The sequence below is a fragment of the Pseudomonas sp. genome (genome assembly GCF_035554175.1).
In the GTDB taxonomy this organism is placed as follows: Bacteria; Pseudomonadota; Gammaproteobacteria; order Pseudomonadales; family Pseudomonadaceae; genus Aquipseudomonas.
In genome coordinates, this window is sequence record NZ_DATMIV010000050.1 from 18,757 (window position 1) to 39,962 (window position 21,206).

At 59.9% G+C, this 21,206-nt stretch carries 15 protein-coding genes; 9 read left to right on the top strand and 6 right to left on the bottom strand.

The features are described from left to right. Nucleotides 1-260 precede the first annotated feature (260 nt). From VNV36_RS21690 to VNV36_RS21710, 5 genes are read left to right on the top strand one after another with little or no spacing between them, the layout of a single operon-like run. Entirely contained in the window at nucleotides 261-3,734 is a 3,474-nt protein-coding gene (locus tag VNV36_RS21690) for a response regulator (RefSeq protein WP_325720377.1), read from the top strand. Beyond that, nucleotides 3,734-4,567, top strand: coding sequence for a CheR family methyltransferase (locus VNV36_RS21695; RefSeq protein ID WP_325720379.1), 834 nt, complete (start codon nucleotides 3,734-3,736; stop codon nucleotides 4,565-4,567). Before VNV36_RS21690 ends, VNV36_RS21695 begins: the two co-directional genes overlap by 1 nt. After that, nucleotides 4,564-5,157, top strand: coding sequence for a chemotaxis protein CheB (locus VNV36_RS21700; protein ID WP_325720381.1), 594 nt, complete (start codon nucleotides 4,564-4,566; stop codon nucleotides 5,155-5,157). Before VNV36_RS21695 ends, VNV36_RS21700 begins: the two co-directional genes overlap by 4 nt. Continuing rightward, nucleotides 5,151-6,365, top strand: coding sequence for a hybrid sensor histidine kinase/response regulator (locus VNV36_RS21705; RefSeq protein ID WP_325720383.1), 1,215 nt, complete (start codon nucleotides 5,151-5,153; stop codon nucleotides 6,363-6,365). The genes VNV36_RS21700 and VNV36_RS21705 overlap by 7 nt, the downstream gene beginning before the upstream one ends. A 44-nt stretch (nucleotides 6,366-6,409) precedes the next feature. Further along, nucleotides 6,410-6,787, top strand: a complete 378-nt coding sequence (locus tag VNV36_RS21710) for a response regulator (protein ID WP_325720385.1) — start codon at nucleotides 6,410-6,412, stop codon at nucleotides 6,785-6,787. A gap of 107 nt (nucleotides 6,788-6,894) precedes the next feature. Here the strand turns inward: VNV36_RS21710 and VNV36_RS21715 are convergent, their stop codons facing one another. The 3 genes from VNV36_RS21715 to VNV36_RS21725 form a co-directional block, all read right to left on the bottom strand. Further along, nucleotides 6,895-8,517 carry an ATP-binding protein gene (locus VNV36_RS21715; protein WP_325720930.1) on the bottom strand — a complete coding sequence of 541 codons (1,623 nt, stop codon included), beginning with the start codon at nucleotides 8,515-8,517 and terminating at the stop codon, nucleotides 6,895-6,897. A 50-nt stretch (nucleotides 8,518-8,567) separates the two neighbouring features. Then, nucleotides 8,568-10,070 (bottom strand): ATPase domain-containing protein, encoded by a 1,503-nt coding sequence (locus tag VNV36_RS21720; RefSeq protein WP_325720387.1) that lies wholly within the window; start codon nucleotides 10,068-10,070, stop codon nucleotides 8,568-8,570. A gap of 132 nt (nucleotides 10,071-10,202) precedes the next feature. Then, a complete protein-coding gene (locus VNV36_RS21725) occupies nucleotides 10,203-11,258 on the bottom strand; it encodes a tetratricopeptide repeat protein (RefSeq protein WP_325720389.1) in 1,056 nt (351 codons plus the stop codon). Between the two features lie 170 nt (nucleotides 11,259-11,428). Here VNV36_RS21725 and VNV36_RS21730 point away from each other — a divergent pair, with 170 nt between their 5' ends. Genes VNV36_RS21730 through VNV36_RS21740 form a run of 3 tightly spaced genes read left to right on the top strand, consistent with a single transcriptional unit; the run spans nucleotide 11,429 to nucleotide 14,703 of the window. Continuing rightward, on the top strand, nucleotides 11,429-13,564 hold the full coding sequence (locus tag VNV36_RS21730; RefSeq protein ID WP_325720391.1) for an FUSC family protein: 2,136 nt from the start codon (nucleotides 11,429-11,431) through the stop codon (nucleotides 13,562-13,564). Next, nucleotides 13,554-13,754 (top strand): DUF1656 domain-containing protein, encoded by a 201-nt coding sequence (locus tag VNV36_RS21735; protein WP_325720393.1) that lies wholly within the window; start codon nucleotides 13,554-13,556, stop codon nucleotides 13,752-13,754. The genes VNV36_RS21730 and VNV36_RS21735 overlap by 11 nt, the downstream gene beginning before the upstream one ends. A gap of 25 nt (nucleotides 13,755-13,779) precedes the next feature. Further along, nucleotides 13,780-14,703: an HlyD family secretion protein gene (locus tag VNV36_RS21740; protein ID WP_414705535.1), complete on the top strand. Its 924-nt coding sequence runs from the start codon at nucleotides 13,780-13,782 to the stop codon at nucleotides 14,701-14,703. A 226-nt stretch (nucleotides 14,704-14,929) separates the two neighbouring features. Here VNV36_RS21740 and VNV36_RS21745 read toward each other — a convergent pair whose 3' ends face one another. From VNV36_RS21745 to mexE, 3 genes are read right to left on the bottom strand one after another with little or no spacing between them, the layout of a single operon-like run. Further along, the gene (locus VNV36_RS21745) at nucleotides 14,930-16,351 is read right to left on the bottom strand and encodes an efflux transporter outer membrane subunit (RefSeq protein ID WP_325720397.1); all 1,422 of its coding nucleotides are present in this window, start codon (nucleotides 16,349-16,351) and stop codon (nucleotides 14,930-14,932) included. Further along, nucleotides 16,348-19,539 carry an efflux RND transporter permease subunit gene (locus VNV36_RS21750; RefSeq protein ID WP_325720399.1) on the bottom strand — a complete coding sequence of 1,064 codons (3,192 nt, stop codon included), beginning with the start codon at nucleotides 19,537-19,539 and terminating at the stop codon, nucleotides 16,348-16,350. The genes VNV36_RS21745 and VNV36_RS21750 overlap by 4 nt, the downstream gene beginning before the upstream one ends. A gap of 15 nt (nucleotides 19,540-19,554) precedes the next feature. Then, nucleotides 19,555-20,808, bottom strand: a complete 1,254-nt coding sequence (mexE, locus tag VNV36_RS21755; RefSeq protein WP_325720401.1) for a multidrug efflux RND transporter periplasmic adaptor subunit MexE — start codon at nucleotides 20,806-20,808, stop codon at nucleotides 19,555-19,557. A gap of 126 nt (nucleotides 20,809-20,934) precedes the next feature. Here mexE and VNV36_RS21760 point away from each other — a divergent pair, with 126 nt between their 5' ends. Next, nucleotides 20,935-21,171 carry a hypothetical protein gene (locus VNV36_RS21760; RefSeq protein WP_325720403.1) on the top strand — a complete coding sequence of 79 codons (237 nt, stop codon included), beginning with the start codon at nucleotides 20,935-20,937 and terminating at the stop codon, nucleotides 21,169-21,171. Nucleotides 21,172-21,206: the final 35 nt, after the last annotated feature.

Genomic DNA, 21,206 nt, shown 5'->3' on the forward strand with positions numbered 1-21,206 from the left:
GCTCTCAAAAAAAATGAAATCGGGGGATACCGAGCGATCGAAATTGCCGGACTCTTGCATGAGTAAGTGGCGCACAGCCACAAGTTCCCGAGCTGATACAAAAAAGAACAGCTCAGTGCGACGCGACAAGGATAACCGTTGGCATCGCCCAATGCGCAGGCGTGCGTAGGAAAATGCCATCAAATGTGTGAGAAAAATGGATCCACGCAGTTGTTTTGGGGCAAACTCTCGGGTTTTCAACAGTTCGACAAGGCTGCCCCATGTCCTCTCCGTCCTCGGTTGATGAACAACGGTTTCGTAAACTCCTGAGTCGCAACGTCAGCTTGCCGCTGGGCGTCGGCGTTCTCAGTGCCGTGTTTTTCGTCTCGCTGATCACTTATTTGCTGTCGGTCATCCAATGGGTCGAGCACACCGACCGGGTGATCAATAACGCCAATGAAGCGGTGAAGCTCACCGTCGACCTGGAAACCGGCATGCGCGGTTATCTGCTCAGCGGCGACGAGCACTTCCTCGATCCCTACGAAACTGCCAAGCCGCGCATTGCCGTGGCCCTTAATACGCTGCTGGAACTGACCGCCGACAATCCGGTACAGACCGATCGTCTGCGTCGGCTGCAGGCATTGCAACTGGAGTGGGCAAACTACGCGCAATCGATGATCGATCTGCAACGCAGCAGCGGCGATTATCGCGGCGCGGTCAAGGCCGGGCGGGGCAAGCGCCTGACCGATGAAATCCGCAAGCAGTTCGAAGATGTCATCGAAACCGAGCAGGTGCTGCGTGCCACGCGCAACGAAGATGTGCGCCGCACCACCATCTGGAGCATCACGCTGTACCTGATCTTCATTCTCGGCATCAGTGGTTTGCTGGCCTACATCGGTCGTCGTGATCTGCTCAACCTCTCGACCAATTACAGCGCCAATCTGGCTGCGCAAGAGGCCAGCGCCGAACGTCTGGAGAAACAGGCGTGGCTGCGCAACGGCCAGACACAACTGGCCGAGCAGGTATTGGGGCAACTGACGCTCAACCTGCTGGGGCGCAATATTCTGCAGTTCTGTGCGCAATACCTGGGCACTGCGGTCGCTGCTCTTTATGTTCGTGAAGAACATGGCGGCCTCAAGCGCGTGGCCAGTTATGGCTTCTCCCGCGAGCAGGAAGAGCAGAACCAGTCGATCTACAGCGGTGAAGGCATCGTTGGCCAGGTGGCGGAGCAAGCGCGGCTGATCCGCCTCGATTCGGTTCCGGCCGATTACTTCAAAGTCAGCTCCGGTCTCGGCGCCGGCCTGCCGCACAGTGTGCTGGTGGTACCGACCAGTGATGACGACCGGGTCAACGGTGTGATCGAACTCGGCTTCCTGCGCCCGCTGTCCGACCGCGACATCGACCTGCTGGAACTGATTGCCGGCAACATCGGTACGTCCATCGAGGCGGCGCGCTATCGCCAGCGTTTGCAGGAAGTGCTCGCCGAAACCCAGCAGCTCAATGAAGAGCTGCAAGTGCAGCAGGAAGAGCTCAAGACCGCCAACGAAGAGCTGGAAGAGCAGTCGCGGATCCTCAAGGAATCCCAGGCCCATCTGGAAACCCAGCAGGTCGAACTGGAGCAGACCAACGAGCAACTCGCCGAACAGCGCGACGCGATGGACAAGAAAAACACCGAGCTGAATCAGGCGCAGATCCAGCTCGAAGAGCGTGCCGAAGAGCTGCAGCGTTCGAGCAAGTACAAGTCCGAGTTCCTCGCCAACATGTCTCACGAACTGCGCACGCCGCTGAACAGTTCGTTGATCCTGGCCAAGCTGCTGGCGGAAAACCCGCAGCAGAATCTATCGGCGGAACAGGTCAAGTTCGCCGAATCGATCTACTCGGCGGGCAACGATCTGCTCAACCTGATCAACGACATTCTCGACATTTCCAAGGTCGAAGCCGGCAAGCTCGAAGTCATCGCGGAAAACACCCGGGTAGAGCGCCTGGTCGATGGGTTGCGGTCAATGTTCGAACCGCTGGCAGCGGACAAGCAACTGGCTTTCAGTGTCGAGGTTCAGCCGGACGCCCCCGGCGTACTCTTCACCGATCGCCAGCGTCTGGAACAGGTGATCAAAAACCTGCTGTCCAACGCCATCAAGTTTACCGAGCACGGCGCGGTCAGCCTGACGATCAGTGCTTGGCCGGACGATCACATCGCCTTTATCGTCAAGGATTCCGGGATCGGCATCGCTGCCGATCAGCAGGAAAGTATTTTCGAGGCGTTCCGTCAGGCCGATGGCACCACCAACCGCAAGTACGGCGGCACCGGTCTTGGCTTGTCGATCTCGCGGGATCTGGCGACATTGCTGGGCGGCTCGATCAGCGTCGACAGCGTGCCGGGGCAGGGCAGCAGCTTTACCCTGGTGCTGCCACGTCAATACCATGAGCTCGGTGAAATGCCTGCTGCGCCGCTGACCTTGACCCCACCTCCCTCGACGCCAACGCCAATGGCCATTGCGGCCCCGGTGGCATCGGCGATGCCTGCGGTGATTCCGCGTTTTGCCGATGATCGCGACCAGGCGCCATTCGCCACGCGCTGCATTCTGGTGGTCGAGGATGAGCCCAACTTCGCTCGCATCCTCTACGATCTGGCTCACGAACTGGGCTATCAGTGCCTGGTCGCCCATGGCGCCGACGAAGGTTACGACCTGGCCCGCGAATTCGTGCCGGACGCCATTCTGCTCGACATGCGTCTACCGGATCACTCCGGTCTGACCGTGCTGCAACGCCTGAAGGAACGCGCGGAAACCCGGCACATTCCGGTGCACGTGATTTCCGTCGAAGACCGCGTCGAAGCGGCGATGCACATGGGCGCCATCGGCTATGCGGTGAAGCCAACGACCCGCGAAGAGCTCAAGGATGTGTTCGCTCGTCTGGAAGCGAAACTGACGCAGAAGGTCAAACGCGTATTGCTGGTCGAGGACGACGATCTGCAACGCGAAAGCATCGCGCGGCTGATCGGTGACGAAGACATCGAAATCACCGCGGTCGGCCTGGCGCAGGATGCGCTGGAGTTGTTGCGCACGACCATTTACGACTGCATGGTCATCGACCTGAAGCTGCCGGACATGCTCGGCAATGACCTGCTCAAGCGCATGTCCACCGAGGACATCTGCTCGTTCCCGCCGGTGATCGTCTACACCGGACGCAACCTGACCCGCGACGAAGAAGCCGAGCTGCGCAAGTATTCGCGCTCGATCATCATCAAGGGTGCACGCTCGCCGGAGCGGCTGCTGGACGAGGTCACACTCTTTCTGCACAAAGTCGAATCGCAGCTGTCCCATGAACGGCAGAAGATGCTCAAGACCGCGCGCAGCCGCGACAAGGTCTTCGAGGGGCGCAAAGTGCTGCTGGTCGACGACGATGTGCGCAACATCTTCGCCCTGACCAGCGCGCTGGAACACAAGGGCGCGGTCGTGGTGATAGGTCGTAATGGCCGTGAAGCGATTGAGAGGCTAAGCGAAGTCGATGACATCGATCTGGTGCTGATGGACGTGATGATGCCGGAAATGGATGGCTTCGAAGCCACCATGGAAATCCGCAAGGAGCCGCGCTGGCGCAAGCTGCCGATCATCGCGGTGACGGCCAAGGCCATGAAGGACGATCAGGAGCGCTGCCTGCAGGCGGGCGCCAACGATTACCTGGCCAAGCCCATCGACCTTGATCGTTTGTTCTCGCTGATACGTGTGTGGTTACCGAAAATGGAACGCATCTAGTGGAACGCAGCAGTTCAGCCGAACGCAACAGCGAAATCGAATTACGCTTGTTGATCGAGGCGATTTACCTGAAGTACAGCTATGACTTTCGTGACTACTCCGGTGCTTCGATCAAGCGCCGGGTGCAGCATGCGCTGAGTCAGTTCGAGTGCGCGACCATCTCGGCCCTGCAGGAAAAAGTCCTGCACGACCCGACGGCGTTCATGCAGTTGCTGCAACTGCTGACGATTCCGGTCAGCGAGATGTTCCGCGACCCGTCGCATTTTCTGGCGATTCGCAACGAAGTGGTGCCACTGCTGCGCACCTATCCGTCGCTGAAAATCTGGATAGCCGGGTGCAGTACGGGCGAGGAGGTTTATTCGATGGCGATTCTGCTGCGCGAAGAAGGCCTGCTCGACCGCACGATCATTTATGCCACCGACATCAACCCGCGCTCGCTGGAAAAGGCCAAGCAGGGAATTTTCTCCATGGAAAACGTCCGCGCCTACACCGCCAATTACCAGCAGGCGGGCGGCCAGCGTTCGTTTGCCGATTACTACACGGCAGCCTATGGTTACGCGATTTTCGACAAAACCCTGTGCGAAAACGTGACGTTCGCCGACCACAGCCTGGCCACCGACAGCGTGTTCTCCGAAACCCAGTTGATCTCCTGCCGCAACGTGCTGATCTACTTCAACAAGAAGCTGCAGGATCGGGCGTTCGGACTGTTCCATGAATCGCTGTGCCACCGCGGCTTTCTGGTGCTGGGCAGCAAGGAAACCCTGGATTTTTCCAACTTTTCGAACCGGTTCGAGGCGTTGGTCAAACAAGAACGGATCTACCGCAAATCATGAACGACACTCCGGGCCTGCCTCGCATCGAGGCTGTCGTGATCGGCGCCTCGGCAGGCGGTGTCGAGGCTTTGCTGAGCCTGCTCGGGCCTTTGCGCAAAGGCTATGGGCTGCCGATCATCATCGTTCTGCATTTGCCGGAGGAGCGCCGCAGTCATCTGGCCGAAGTGTTTTCCCGGCGCGTGGCGATTCCGGTTAAGGAGGCCGAAGACAAACAGGACATCGAAGCCGGCACAGTGTATTTCGCCACGCCCGGCTATCACCTGTCGGTCGAAGCGGATCGCAGCCTGTCTTTGAGCCTTGAGGATCGTGTGCACCATTCGCGGCCCTCGATCGATTACCTGTTCGAATCCGCCGCCGACGTTTACGGCCCGACTCTCGCCGCCGTGTTGCTGACCGGCGCCAATCATGACGGCGCGCGCGGGCTGGCTTACGTCAAGCGCTGCGGCGGCCTGACCATTGTTCAAGACCCCGAGGATGCACAAGTCGCCACCATGCCCCAGGCTGCACTGAACGTTCTGCAGCCGGATCATGTCCTACCCATTCACGGCATCGGCCGTCTGCTAGTCGAGCTGGAACGAATCGCATGCTGAGTAATATCCAAGCCAAACTGTTGATCGTCGACGATCTGCCAGAAAACCTGCTGGCGCTGGAAGCGCTGATCAAGCGCGAAGATCGGACGGTCTACAAGGCTCTTTCGGCGGACGAAGCACTGTCGCTGCTGCTGCAACACGAATTCGCCATGGCCATTCTCGATGTGCAGATGCCCGGCATGAACGGCTTTGAACTGGCCGAACTGATGCGCGGCACCGAGAAGACCAAGAACATCCCGATCATCTTTGTCAGCGCCGCCGGCCGTGAACTGAACTACGCGTTCAAAGGCTACGAGAGCGGGGCGGTGGATTTCCTGCACAAGCCGCTGGATATCCACGCGGTGAAAAGCAAGGTCAACGTGTTCGTCGATCTGTACCGCCAGAGCAAAGCCATGAAGCAGCAGGTCGAGGCGCTGGAACAGGCCCGTCGCGAGCAGGAAGCGCTGTTGCAACAGTTGCAAAGCACGCAACTTGAACTGGAGCAAGCGGTGCGCATGCGTGATGACTTCATGTCCATCGTCGCCCACGAAGTACGCACGCCGCTCAACGGCCTGATTCTCGAAACCCAACTGCGCAAGATGCACCTGGCCCGGGACAACGCCTCGGCGTTCACCCTCGACAAGATGCAGGCGATGGTCGATCGCGACGAGCGTCAGATCAAGAGCCTCATTCGTCTGATCGAGGACATGCTTGATGTGTCGCGAATCCGTACCGGCAAACTGTCGATCCGTCCACATCGCTTCGATTTGGTGAGTCTGGTCAGCAATCTGCTGCAGAACTTTGCTCCGCAGATGGAAGCGGCTGAAACCAGCGTTTCCTTCGAGGCGCCGGCGCCGGTCGAAGGTTGCTGGGATGAGTTCCGCATTGAGCAAGTGGTCTCCAATCTGCTGACCAACGCTTTGCGCTACGGCGGTCGCAGCCCGATTCAGGTACGCGTCTATCGCGAAGGGGACGAAGCTCGGGTCGAAGTTCAGGATCATGGTATCGGCATCAGTGCCGAGAACCAGAAGCGTATTTTTCAGCAGTTCGAACGAGTGTCCGCCAAGACGGTGGTGGCTGGGCTCGGGCTCGGGCTGTTCATTTCCGAGCAGATCGTCGCCGCCCACGGTGGCTGCATCGTCGTCGAGAGTGAAATCAACCAAGGCGCCCTGTTTCGCGTTTGCCTGCCGATCCAGGAAAACGGCATATCCGACGCAACCTCTGAGTGACCACACGGTCGTATCAGCAGCTATTGACCGAACAAAGGCTTCCCATGAGCGTAGATGCGCAAGATGTAGTACTCGTCGTCGAGGACGAACCGGTTATCTTGATGGTCCTGACGGATTACCTGTCAGGGCAGGGCTATCGCGTGTTGCAAGCGGAAAACGGTGAGCAGGCTTTCGATATTCTCGCCCGCAAGCCACACCTTGACATGCTGATCACCGATTTCCGCCTGCCGGGCGGGATCTCCGGCGTGCAGATCGCCGAACCGGCAGTGAAATTGCGGCCCGACCTCAAGGTTATTTTCATCAGCGGTTACCCGCAGGAAATCCGCGAGACCGGCAGCCCGATCACGCAAAAAGCCCCGATCCTCGAAAAACCATTCGATCTGGATGTGCTGCAGGAAAAGATCCGGGAATTGCTCGCGTGATTCGCATGCAGGAACTGCCAAAGGCTCGGGCCGCGATCGGACGATCTTTTGATCCTGCTTTTGTGGATCAATGTCCAAAGCTCGCAGCCTTCGGCAGTTCCCCGGGTTCAGCTGTTGATCATCTCGCGTACCTTGGCGGTCAGCAGATCGAAGGTGAACGGTTTGGTGATCATCTGCATGCCTGAATCAAGGAATCCGCCACGCACCGCCGCATGCTCGGCGTAACCGGTGATGAACAAGACTTTCAGACCTGGCCGATACTGCCGGCCAACCTCCGCCAGTTGACGACCGTTCATGCCCGGCAGGCCGACGTCGCTGATCAGCAGATCGATGCGCTGCGAAGAGTTCAGAATCGGCATCGCGCCGTCGGCGTCACCAGCCTCTAAAAAGGCATAACCCAATTCACTGAGCACGGCGCTGACCAGTACACGTACCGCGGGGTCGTCTTCGACGATCAGCACGGTTTCGCCGTCCATTGCGTAGGGTGCTTGCGGCGTATCGGAATTTGGATGCTCGACTTCCTCACCGCGAAAGCGCGGCAGGTAAAGCTTTACCGTGGTGCCCTGATCGATTTCACTGTCGATCGAGACATGACCGCGTGACTGCTTGCTGAAGCCATAGATCATCGACAGGCCCAACCCGGTGCCCTGGCCGATGGGCTTGGTGGTGAAGAACGGATCGAACGCCCGACTGACCACGCTTTGCGGCATGCCGCTGCCGTTGTCGGTCACGCTGAGCATCACGTAATCACCCGGTTCCAGATTGCTGTAGGCCTCGGTGAAATCGCGGTGCAGCACTTGATTACTGGTTTCGACGACCAGCTTGCCGCCATCGGGCATGGCATCGCGGGCGTTGATCACCAGGTTGAGCAGGGCGCTTTCGAGTTGATTGGGATCGGCTTCGGCGACCCAGAGATTGTCGTCCAGGCGCATCTCCAGATGGATGCTTTCATTGAGGCTGCGCTGCAGCAACTCACCCATCGACAGCACCAGTGAGTTCATTTGCACGGCTTTCGGATCGAGTGACTGACGGCGAGAGAACGCCAACAGACGGTGGGTCAAACCGGCGGCTCGATTGGCCGAAGTCACGCCCAGATCGATCAGGCTGTCGAGGTCTTCGGTGCGGCCTCGGGCCAGACGCCGGCGCAACAGTTCGAGACTGCCAATGATCCCCGTGAGCATATTATTGAAGTCGTGAGCAATACCGCCGGTGAGCTGGCCGACCGCTTCCATCTTTTGCGATTGACGCAAGGCTTCTTCGTTATGGCGCAATTGCGCAGTGCGCTCTTCGACCTGTTGCTCAAGGGTCTCGAGAGTCGACTGCAGACGCCGTTCACTTTCACTCAAATCGATCAGACGATCGCGGGCCTCGTATTGTCGTCGGCGCCCACGCAGCGCGGCGGAGACCAGGCTGACCAGGGTTGCAGGATGAAACGGACGTTCAAGGAAGGTGACGTTGCCCAATAGCGCACTCAGCTGAGAAGGCGGCCCTTGCTCCTGGCCACCGTGATGGGTCAGCAGCACGATGGGCAGATCCGACCACGCCGGCTGTTCTTCGAGATACACAATCAGGGCTTCCAGTTCCGGCCCGCGCAAGGCTTCCACCGAGATGAGCAGCAGCCCGGCACCGAGTTCGAGTTCGGTGCACAAGGCGCCCAGGCCGGTGGTCACCTTACCTTCGTAACCGGCCTCGTTGAGAATCATCAGTGCGATCTGACTGTCGCGCCCCATGGGCGCCAGAATCAATACCCGTTCGGCCAGAACCAGCGGCGCAATGTCCGTCACGGGCTTTCATCCTCGAGCAACGGATTGCTCGCTCCAAGATAAGTCGGAACGCCACGTAGCACGCCCTGGAAGGATTCCAGCGGCTGACCGATGGTCATGCCGCGAGAAGAAATCCGATATTCACGAATGGTCGATTCATGGTTGCCGGTGCGTTTTTTGATGATCGAAATGGCCCGGCGGACTTTGCCCAGGGCTTCGAAGTAACGCAACAGGATCACCGTGTCGGCCAGATAAGTGATGTCGACCGGTGCCTGCATGTCGCCGACCAGGCCATGTTGGGCGACGGTCATGAAGGTCGACGCGCCTTTGCGGTTCAGGTATAGCAGCAGCTCGTGCATGTGCAGCACCAGCGCGTTTTCTTCAGGCATTGCCGCTTGATAGCCGTTGATACTGTCGATGACCACCGTTTTGATGTCACGCTCATCGACGCAGCGTCGCACGCGGTGCGACAACTCGCCGGGAGACAGTTCGGCGGCATCCACCTGCTCGATCAGCAGGTTGCCGGTCGCCTGCAATGCTTTGAGGTCGATGCCGATGTGGCGCATGCGTTCGAACAACAGGCCCAGCTCTTCATCGAAAATGAACAGCGCGGCTTTCTCGCCCCGAGCCACTGCGGCGGCGGCGAAGATCATCGAAATCAGCGATTTGCCGGTACCGGCCGGGCCGAGCACCAGGGTACTCGAACCGGTTTCAATACCGCCGCCGAGCAGCGCGTCCAGCTCCGTGATGCCGCTGGACAATTGCAGGCGCGCATAGTCGCCGCGATGTTCCGCCGCAACCAGGCGTGGGAAAACGTGTACGCCGTCGTTCATGATGGTGAAGTCGTGGAAACCTCCACGGTATTTCTGCCCGCGGTATTTGACCACCCGCACCCGGCGACGCTCTGCGCCGTAGCTCGGTGTCAGCTCTTCGAGACGGATCACGCCGTGGGCGACGCTGTGCACGGTTTTATCGAGGGATTCGGTAGTCAAATCATCAAGCAACAGGACGGTGGCGTCGTAGCGCACGAAGTAGTGCTTGATCGCCAGAATCTGCCGACGATAGCGCAACGAGCTTTGCGCCAGCAGGCGGATCTCCGAAAGGCTGTCGAGCACCACGCGGGTCGGTTTGAAACGTTCGACCACTTCGAAAATCTGCCTGGTCGCCTCACCCAGCTCCAGGTCAGAGGAATACAGCAGGCTTTGCTGATGCTCGGCATTGAGCAGGCTTTCCGGGGGCGTCAGCTCGAAGATCTGAATGTTTTCGTTCAGCTCCCAGCCGTGGGAGCGCGCGCCTTGGCGCAGTTCTTTCTCGGTTTCCGAGAGAGTGATGTACAGGGAGCGTTCCCCTGCCAGCGCGCCGGCTCGAAGAAAATGCAGCGCCACCGTGGTTTTGCCGGTTCCGGGTTCACCCTCGAGCAAAAACACGTGGCCGCGAGACAGACCACCGGCCAGGATGTCATCCAGACCTTCAACGCCGATGGCGGCTTTCGCACTGATCAACTCGTTTGATGTAGTCAAAAAATGCCCTCTTATGACTAGGGTAATCAGGCGGTTTCCAAATTGTTTCGCCTGAGTAACTTGACCTCATGGCGTGTTGGCGGTTCCGCTTTTTCTTTTGACAGGTGGCCAATTGCACCCGTTGTACGTTGATCAAAGACCTTGCTGCAGGGCGGGGTCGTCCGGATTCAACTGTTCGAGTTGGGCCAACAGAATCTGCACATTCTGCAACTGACCGCTTTCCTTCCAGTAATTGATCAGCAGCACTCGCGCCTTGCGGTCGGCCGGGTGGCGCTGGACGATTTCCTGCAGCTGCTTTTGCGCCGCTTCCAGTTCTTCTGCGCTGTGCAGAGTGGTGGCGAGGTCGTAGCGATAATCCTTGTTGTCGGGTTCCAGTTCGACGGCTTTAGACAGCCCAAGCAGGGCGTATTCGCGCTGGCCGTGATGCAACAGCCACAGACCGAGAGCATGTTGCAGATAGGCCGAATCGGGTTGTGCCTTGAGCTGTTGCGCAAGCAGTTGCCGGGCGGCATCGCTCTGGCCCTGACGGTCGAGCACATCAATCTGCATGACCAGCGCCGGCAGATTGCCGGGTTCCAGGCGCAAGGTATTGTCCAATGCCTGTCGCGCCTGTCTGTATTCGGCATTGTGAATATAGAGACGTGCCAATTGTGCGTAGTTGGCGGCGCTTTCCGGCTGGCCTTCGAGTGTCTGTTGCCAGCCATCGATGGCTTGCTGCAACGGTGCGAAATACAGCCCCAACTCATCTGGCGTCAGGCCGAGCAGGGCGTTGATCGTGGCGAACCGCACACTTTGCTCTTGATCATCGAGCAACGGGCCCAGCAACAGGCTGCGCTGCCCGCCGGGCACCAGACCAACGATGCTTTTAATCGCCGCCACGCGCACTTGCGGCGCTTCGTGGTGCAAGTCGATGTCAGCCAGTTTCAACGCTTGTGGGCTCGGATAATTGGGCAGCTCGCCATGCAGCCAGACCCGACGCTTGACCGAGATGTCCGGGCGGCCCAGTTGCTGGTATAACTGCCGCGCCGCCCCTGGCTCACCGGTTCGCGCGGCGTTCAGCGCTTCGCTGTAGCCATGTTTGATAGCATCGGGGATGGTCGGTGTGGTGCTGCGCAAAGACAGCCAGATGACGCCGAGGATCAGTACGAGGCCAAGGCCGATCAGCAGGTTGCGGCGGGACTGAGTCATGCGGGTTTCCGAAAGCTTCGAACTGGAGCAGAGCGGCAAGCTTCGGTCAGCTTGGCGCGCGAGTCAAACCCTTGCCAGCGAATCCTCCTACGACTCGCGTCGACTGTGAATTCCGTCAGGCTTTTGCGCCAGTGTCTACGCTTGCAGAAGTCGTTTTAAAGAGTGTGCCCATGTCAGCGCTGTTTGCTTACTTCAAGGCTTTGATCCATCCCGGTCAGGCTGTTTTTCTGTTCGCCCTGCGGACCATCGCCGCCGGGCTGTTGACCCTTTATCTGGCCTTCGTGTTCGATCTCGAGCAGCCCAAGTGGTCAATCATGGCAGTGGTGATCGTCAGCCAGCCACTGGCGGGTATGGCGTTGGCGCGCAGCTTTGGCCAGGTCATCGGCACCACCGTTGGGGCTGCGGTGGCGGTGCTGATCATGGCGATTTTCCCGCAGGCGCCGCTGCCGTTCATTACCACCCTGGCCCTCTGGCTGGCGCTGTGCACAGCGGGCGGCACCTTGCTGCGTTACACCAGCTCCCAGGCGTTCGTGCTCAGTGGTTACACCGCAGTGGTCGTGGCGCTGCTGGCGATTCCGGATCAGGACGGCACGTTCCTGCTGGCCGTCACCCGTGTGACCGAAACCCTGCTGGCGGTGGCCTGTGTCTGCGTGGTCAGTTTGCTGACGGCGCGCCCGGAAGCCGTGGCCAAGGGTTATTTCGCCAAGGTCGATCAAGTGATCAAACTGGCCGCCAGCCACGCCGCTGAAGTGCTTCGTACGCAAGAAAGCGAAGCCGATTTCCAGCGTCGGCAAATGCAACTGCTCGGTGAAATCAGCGCGCTGGAAGGGTTGCGGCGGCATTTGTATTTCGATGCGCCACGTTTGCGCAGCGCCGACAACCTGGTGCTGCTGTTGGGCAATCAACTGATGTTGCTGACGTCGCGACTGACCGCTTTGCGTCATCAGCGCGAATTGCTCACCGCACGCTGGGAAGGCGATCTGCCGCTGGAGGTTCAGGAGCTGCGTGCCGAGGAGCTGGCGTTACTGGACCAACTGGCGCAACAAGGGCGGGCCTTGTCGGGCGAAGATCGGCAGCGCTTCGTCACATTGCAGCAACGCTTCGAAGCGCTGGCGTACAAGGCCGAACAACTGACCGAGGACATGAGCGCGACCCTGCGTTCGCTGGCCTGGGCCTTGCGCTGGGAGCAGGCGCGACTGCTGCAGCAACTGGAACAGATTCTTGAGCTGAGCGACGCCATTCAGGAAGGACGCCCGGCCAGTTGCCTTTATCGCGGGCAGAGCAGTCCTTTGCATCTGGATTTCACTCTGGCCTCGATGAACGCGATTCGTGCCTTTACTGCACTGCTGGTTGCCGGGTTGATCTGGATCGAAACGGCATGGGACGGCGCGCGGGGCGGGATGATTCTGGTGGGGATTCTCTGCTCGCTCATGGCAACCTTCCCGCGTCCGCTGATGGCCGCGCAAAGCTATGCCCGTGGCTTGGGCCTGGCGCTGGTGGTGTCGGCGATTTATCAATTCATGCTGGTGCCGGCGATCAGTGATTTCGAGTTGCTTGCCTTGCTGCTGGCGCCGCTGCTGTATGCCATTGCCGTCGGTATTTCCAGCCCGGCCACTGCGGGGATTGGCATGGGGCTTGGCCTGTCCAGTTTTCTCATGCTCGGACCGCAAAATACCGGCACCGGGCAGAACACAGCGATTCAATGGTTCGAATTCGCCGGCGCCTATGTCAGTGCAGCGATGCTGGCCCTGATCGTCTATGCCCTGATCTTTCCGTTCCGCCCGCGGTTGCGTATCGGGCGCTTGTACGGCGAAGCGCGGGAGCAGGTGTATCAACTGAGCAAAATGCCGGCGACCGATGAACAACAGTTTGCCTTCGAGAGTCGGATGACCGATCGGCTGACCAGCATGCTCGGTTTACTCCCGGCAGTGAACGACCGCGCCATGCAGCGCTTGTATGAAATCAGCCTGGCTTGCGTGGCACTGGGCGTGGCGATGCATCAGTTGCGCCAGCAAGCACAGGGCAACGCCTTACTCACCGAGGCGTTCAGCCAGCGCCTGGCCTCAGCCTTGCGCAAGACCGGTCGTTTCGTCGCCGGACGCCAGGACATGCAGCTCAGGGTGCTGCTGGCCACGCTGCACGAACTGGGCGATGAACTGGACGAGCTGCACACCGCCAGCCATGAGCATTTATGGTCGGTGTTCCGCATGCGCGTCGCGCTACTGATCGTCGTGTCGTTCCTGGAACGCCATGGCGAATATCTGCAACCCGAAGCTTTGGATGGAGAACCGCAACTTGCCCATTGATTTCGAGATTGGCGGGGTCTATCTGCCGCCGATTGCCCAGGCGCTATTGCTGGCTGTTCCGATTTTCCTGCTGCTGGACTGGTGCTTGCGACGCTTGGGCGTGCTGCGGCTGGTCTGGCATGAAGCATTGTTTGAGGGCGCTCTTTACGCCTGCGTCTGTGCCACGCTGATTTTGTTGATGGGAGCCTGATGACTTGAAAGCGCTAGTTGCACGAATGATGACCGTAGCGGTGGTGATCCTGGCGATCGTCCTCGGCTGGTTCGCCTGGGAGTATTACACCCGTGCGCCATGGACGCGGGATGCGCGGGTGAGGGCGGATGTGGTGACGCTGTCGGCGGATGTCTCGGGGCGTATCGTCAAACTGGCGGTGCAGGACAATCAGCATGTCGACAAAGGCCAGTTGTTGCTGGAGATCGACCCGGCGCGCTATCAATTGGCGGTCGAGCATGCCCGGCGTTCGGTGGAAGTGTCCAAGGCTTCGCTGGGGCAATCGCAGGCGGCGATTGTTGCCAGCGAAGCGCTGCTCAAACAGCGCCAGAGCGAAGAGCGCCGGCGCCGCACGCTGAAGCAGGGTTTCGCGATTTCCGGTGAGGAGTGGGAGAAAGCCAGCACTGACGTGGCTGTCGCTCAGGCCGATCTGTTGCGCAACCAGGCCAATCTTGGTCTGGCCGAGGCCAATGTACAGTTGGCAATCGCCGCGCTCACTCAGGCCGAACTGGACTTGCAGCGCACGCGTGTCGAATCGCCGGTGAGTGGTTACGTGACCAACCTGCTGACCCGTCAGGGTGATTATGCGCAAGCGGGCGCGGCGCTGTTGGCGCTGGTCGACAGCGATTCGTTCTACATCAGCGGTTACTTCGAGGAAACCAAACTGCCGCGAATCGAGGAGGGCGCCCGCGTACGCATTCAGTTGATGAGCGGAGAGACCTTTGGCGGCACGGTAGAAAGTATTGCCTTCGCCATCGCCGACCGGGAAAACGCGCCGGGCAGTCGATTGCTGGCGAATATCAACCCGAGTTACACCTGGGTAAAACTGGCCCAACGGGTGCCGGTGCGAATCGGCATTGATGGCGACTTTGCCGGCAAGAACCGCTTGCGTGCCGGTACCACCGCTACCGTCACCGTCCTGGAACCCTGATCCCCCTGTAGGAGCTGTCGAGTGCAACGAGGCTGCGATCATTTGATCCTGGGACGCAGAGCGTCCCCGGCTGCATTCCCATCAAGGATCGCAGCCTCGTTGCACTCGACAGCTCCTACACGGGATTGGTGAATCAGGCAGGCATAAAAAAACCCCGCGACCGAATGATACGCGGGGCAAAAAATTTGGTTGGTTGCGGCCAACCAAAGGAGCTCTTCAACAATCTTTACTTGCTGGCGACCGTCTCCGGTTGCCAGCCACCGCCGAGGGCCTTGTAGATGGCAACGATGCCGCGATACAGATCGACTTCGGCCTGGGCCTGACTGTCTTCGGCGTTCAGACGTTCGCGCTGGGCGTCGAGCAGGACGAGGAAGTCGGTCGTGCCTTCGCGATAGCGGATTTGCGCAAGATCGGCAGCCTTGCGGCTCGACTCACTCTGACGGATCAGCGAGATCAGGCGTTGCTGACGTTTGCCATAATCGCTGAAGGCGTTTTCCGATTCTTCCAGAGCCAGCAGCACTTGTTGCTCGTAGTTCGCCAGTGCGCCTTCGGCATCGGCGTCGGCGCCGCGCAGTCGGGCGCGCACGCTGCCCAGGTCAAATGCTGCCCAGGTGATGCTCGGACCCAGTGCCCAGGCATTGGCCGCCGAGGAACCGATTTGCGAGCCGCGCCCGGCCGTCCAGCCGAGGAAGCCGCTGAGACTGACCCGAGGAAACAGGTCGGCCTTGGCTACGCCGATTCGCGCAGTGGCCGAAGCCAACTGCCGTTCGGCGCTGAGGATGTCCGGACGGCGTTGCAGCAGCTCACCCGGATCACCGATGGGCAACGCTTTGGCGATTGCCGGCAGGTCTTTCGGGCTCAGGTCGACGGTCAGTTTGTCCGGCCGCTCACCCAGCAGGGTGGCGATACGGTTTTTCTGCCGAACCTGTTCTGCCTGCAACTGCGGCACGGTGGCTTCAACGTTGGCCAGGCGCGCATCGGCGCGCTCGACATCGAGCTGATCACCGACACCGGCATCCCGCAGGCTGATGGTGATCTTGCGCGATTCCTGCTGATTGTTCAGGTTGGCCACGGCGATTTTTTCCCGCAACTGGGCGCCGCGCAATTGGCCGTAGGCATCGACCAGCTCGGCAATCATGGTGACTTGCAGTTGGTACAGGTCGGCTTCGGCGGCCTGCTGGTCGGCGTCGCTGGCTTCCAGGTTGCGCTGGATACGCCCGAACAGATCGAGCTCCCAGGCCATGTCCAGTCCCAGGTCATAGCGTTCGCTATTGACCCGGTCGGTGGTCTGGCCAGGAATCTGGCCCTTGCCCAGATCACTGCTGGCGCGGCTGGTGATGGTCGGCATGGCGTCGTTGCTGGCGTCGTCGCGGATCGCCCGGGCGGCTTTCCAGCGGGCGAACGCCACGCGCAGTTCACGGTTGCCTTGCAGCGACTGGCTCACCAACTGGTTGAGGGTCGGATCGTCGAATTGCTGCCACCAGATGCCTTCGAATTTCGACCGGTCGAAGTTCTTCTGCCCGGCGGCGCCATCGGTGGCGGTGGTGATATTGGCCGCCTCCGTGGCTGGGGTCTTGTAGTCGGGGCCGACTGCGCAGGCGCTGAGAGCCAGCACCAGCAGACTCGGCAGGAAGACTTTCAGACTCATTGTTGCGCCTCCAGTTGCTCTTGAAGATTGTGTGCCTTGGCTGCTTTGCGCTGCTCACTGCGTTCAACGAAGTTACGGATCAGCACGTAGAACACCGGCGTCAGCAACAGACCGAAGAAGGTCACCCCGAGCATCCCGGAGAACACCGCCACACCCATGGCATGACGCATTTCGGCACCGGCACCGCTGGAGAACACCAGTGGCACCACACCCATGATGAACGCGAAGGAGGTCATCAGGATCGGCCGCAGACGCAGGCGGCAGGCTTCCAGGACCGCGGCGAGCGGGTCGAGGCCTTCTTCCTGTTTGTCCTTGGCGAATTCGACGATCAGAATCGCGTTCTTGCAGGCCAGTCCCACCAGTACGATCAAGCCGATCTGGGTGAAGATGTTGTTGTCACCGCCGGAGATGATCACACCGGTGATGGCCGACAGCAGGGTCATCGGTACGATCAGGATCACCGCCAGTGGCAGGCTCCAGCTTTCGTATTGGGCGGCGAGTACCAGGAACGCCAGCAGTACGCAGAGCGGGAACACGAACAGCGCAGTGTTGCCGGACAGGATCTGCTGGTAGGTCAGGTCGGTCCATTCATAGGTCATGCCGTTCGGAAGTTCTTCCTTGAGCAGTTTCTCGATGGCTTTTTCGGCCTGGCCGGAGCTGTAGCCCGGGGCTGCGGCACCATTGATTTCAGCGGTGATGAAGCCGTTGTAGTGCATCACGCGATCGGGACCCGAGGTGTCGCTGACCTTGATGAAGGTCGCCAGCGGGATCATTTCGCCCTTGTTGTTGCGCACCTTCAGTTGACCGATCTGGTCGGATTCGAGGCGGAACTGCTGTTCAGCCTGAACGTTGACCTGGTAGGTGCGCCCGAAGCGGTTGAAGTCGTTGGCATACAGCGAACCCAGATAGATCTGCAGGGTGTCGAAGATGTCGCTGACGGCGACGCCGTGGGTCTTGGCTTTTTCGCGGTCGATGGCGGCATCGACCTGCGGCACGTTCACGGTGTAGCTGGTGAACAGGCCCGCCAGTTCCGGCACGTTGTGGCTCTTGGTGATGATGTTCATGGTTTCCTTGTACAGCTCGTCGTAGCCGAGGTTGCCCCGGTCTTCGATTTGCAGACGGAAACCGCCAATGGTGCCCAGGCCTTGTACCGGTGGAGGCGGGAAGATCGCCATGTACGCTTCCTGAATGTTCGCGTACTGGCCGTTCAAGGCACCGGCAATTGCACCGGCGGACATGCTCGGGTCTTTACGCTCATCGAACGGTTTCAGGGTCACGAAGACGATGCCGGCATTCGGGCTATTGGTGAAGCCGTTGATTGACAGGCCGGGGAACGCTACGGCGCTTTCCACGCCGGGCTGCTTCAGCGCCAGGTCGGACATGCGCTTGATCACGTCTTCGGTGCGATCCAGACTCGCGGCGTCGGGCAGTTGCGCGAAAGCCACCAGGTATTGCTTGTCCTGGCCGGGTACAAAACCGGTCGGTGTGCTGGAGAAACCGAAGAACGTCAGCACCATCAGACCCGCGTACAGCAGCAGGGCGATGCCGCTGCCACGGATGACCCGGCGCACGGTGCCGACGTAGCCGTGGCTGGCGCGGTCGAAGAACCGGTTGAACGGACGGAACAGCCAGCCACCGAAGATCTTGTCGAGCACTTTCGAGAAGCGGTCTTTCGGCGCGTCGTGGCTTTTCAGCAACACAGCGGCCAATGCAGGCGACAGGGTCAGCGAGTTGAACGCCGAGATCACCGTCGAAATCGCAATGGTCAGTGCGAACTGTTTATAGAACTGCCCGGTGAGACCGGAAATGAACGCCGCCGGAACAAACACCGCACACAACACCAGCGCGGTGGCAATGATCGGCCCGGTCACTTCGCGCATGGCGCGCTTGGTGGCTTCGACTGGCGTGAGTCCGAGTTCGATGTTTCGTTCGACGTTCTCCACCACCACGATGGCGTCGTCGACCACGATACCGATGGCCAACACCAGGCCGAACAGCGACAGAGCGTTGAGCGAAAAGCCGAACAGGTGCATGACCGCAAATGTACCGATCAACGATACCGGCACCGCCACCAACGGAATGATCGAGGCGCGCCAGGTCTGCAGGAACAGGATCACCACCAGCACCACGAGGATCAGCGCTTCGAAGAGGGTGTGAACCACCGCCTCGATCGAGCCGCGCACGAAAATCGTCGGGTCATAGACGATGCTGTAGTCCATGCCCTGCGGGAAGCCTTTCTTCAGCTCTTCCATCTTGCCGCGCACTTCGTTGGAAATGTCGATGGCGTTGGAGCCCGGACGCTGGAAGATCGGAATCGCTACGGCTGGCTGGTTGTTCAGCAGCGAACGCAAGGCATATTGACTGGAGCCGAGTTCGACGCGAGCGATGTCTTTGAGGCGAGTGATCTCACCATCGTCGCCGGAACGGATGACGATGTTCTCGAACTCTTCCTCGGAAACCAGACGACCCTGAGTGTTGACCGACAGTTGAAAACTCTGCGCGGTCGGCGCAGGAGGCGCGCCCAGTTGGCCGGCGGCGACCTGACGGTTCTGCTCGCGAATGGCGGTGACCACATCGGTGGCGGTCAGATTGCGCGAAGCGGTCTTGTTCGGGTCGAGCCAGACGCGCAGCGAGTAGTCACCCATGCCGAACAACTGCACATCACCGACACCACCGAGGCGAGCGAGCTCATCCTTGATGTTGAGGATTGCGTAGTTGGACAGGTAGAGCATGTCGTAGCGCTTGTCCGGCGAGGTCAAGTGCACAACCATGGTCAGGTCGGGCGAAGCCTTGTCGACGGTGATGCCGATGCGCGTCACTTCCTCGGGAAGCTTCGGCTCGGTGCGGGTCACCCGGTTCTGCACCTGCACCTGCGCGTTGTCCAGGTCAGTACCCAGCGCGAAGGTGATGGTCAGGGTGATCTTGCCGTCGGCAGTCGATTGCGAGGACATGTACAGCATGTTCTCGACGCCGGTGATGGCCTGCTCCAGAGGCGCGGCCACGGTTTCACCGATGACTTTCGGGTTGGCGCCGGGGAAGTTGGCGCGTACGACCACGGTTGGCGGCACGACTTCCGGGTATTCGCTGATCGGCAACTGGAACAGCGAGATCGCACCGGCGATCAGGATCAACAGCGACAGCACCGCTGCGAAGATCGGCCGGGAAATGAAGAATTGGGAAAAATTCATCGGAGTTGTCGTCCCTTAACCGCGTGGGGTCGTAGCGGCCAGCTTCGCAGCCGAACCCGATGCACCCTTGGCAGGGGCAACTTTGGGCAGGTTGCTGGCTTCCAGCGCTTGACGTTGTTGAGCAAGGGCGGCGAGGGTCTGCTCGCTGGCCATCGGGATCACTTCAGGGGTGACCGGCGAGCCAGGGCGCACCCGCTGCAGGCCCTTGACGATGATTGTGTCGTCTTTGTTCAAACCGTTGCGGACGATGCGCAGGCCTTCGATTTTCGGCCCGAGTTCGACGGCGCGGTAGGCGGTCTTGTTGTCGCCATCCATCACCAGCACGAATTTCTTGCCCAGATCGGTACCGACGGCTTCATCGTTGATCAACATGGCGTTATAGGTGCCGCTGCCGACCAGTTTCAACCGTGCATACAGGCCCGGGGTGTAAGTGCCGTCGGTGTTGTCGAACACGGCGCGACCACGGATGGTGCCGGTTTTCGGATTGACCTGATTGTCGACGAAGTTCATCTGGCCCAGGTGCGGGTTGCCGTCTTCGTTGGACAAGCCCATGTACACCGGCGTTGTCGCGCCGCGCTGGCCGTTGCGCGCCAGTTGGGTGTATTTGAGGAACACACGTTCGTCGGCATCGAAGTAGGCATAGACCTTGTCGGTGGAGACCACGCTGGTCAGCGCCGTGGTGTCGGCGGTCACCAGGTTGCCGGCAGTGATTTCGGCACGGCTGACGCGGCCACTGATCGGCGCGGTGACGCGGGTGAAGCTTAGGTTCAGTTTGGCCAGATCCAGTTGTGCCTGCAGGGCGCCGACGGCGGCGCGTGCTTCTTGAGCGGCGCTGGTGCGCGAGTCGGCCAGTTCCGCGGAAATGGCGTTGCTGGCACGCAGACGCTCACCGCGAGCGGCTTCGTTTTCACTGCGGGTTGCGGTAGCGCGGGCCTGGGCCACCAGTGCTTCGAGGCGGCGTACCTCGGCCTGGAACGGGCGCGGGTCGATCTGCAACAGCAGATCGCCTTTCTTGACCAGTGCGCCTTCAGTGAAGGCAACTTGATCGATCTGGCCGGAAACCCGCGGACGGATTTCAACGGTTTCCGGCGCTTCCAGGCGCCCGGTAAATTCGTCCCACTCGTTGACCGGTTGTTCCAGCACCTTGGCCACGCTGACTTTGGCGGCTGGCGGGGCGCCGGCATTCTCCGGAGTTTTGCCGCAGGCGCTCATCACCAGAACGGCCAACATGGCCAACGGGAAGCGCAAATGTTTGAGTGATTGTTCCATGGATGCAATCCGCCGAAGTATTGAAGATGGGCGGATGATGCTCGGCGCGGGTGTGATGGCACGAATCGAATGAAGCGAAGGTAACTATCATCCGGAATGATATAAGGCCCGAACGAGCCCTCTAGCATGCACCTTTCGTTAGGTGGCTATCAATTGGCTTGCCGGCAATTCTGTGTTGCGCGATCTGCAACGGTGCGGATGAAGCTGCGCGCAGATGATTACGCGGCGATTAAAAGCTCGATTGAGGTTGCCGGTACTCGACACCCCCACGCTGTCCAGGCGCAGCGCACAGCAAGCGGAAGCAATACGCAAACATCGCAGATCCTGTACGTGGAAGAAGCGATGAGCGACTTTTCGCTCTAACATGACCTGACATTCATGCCCTGCGTTTTTGCCAA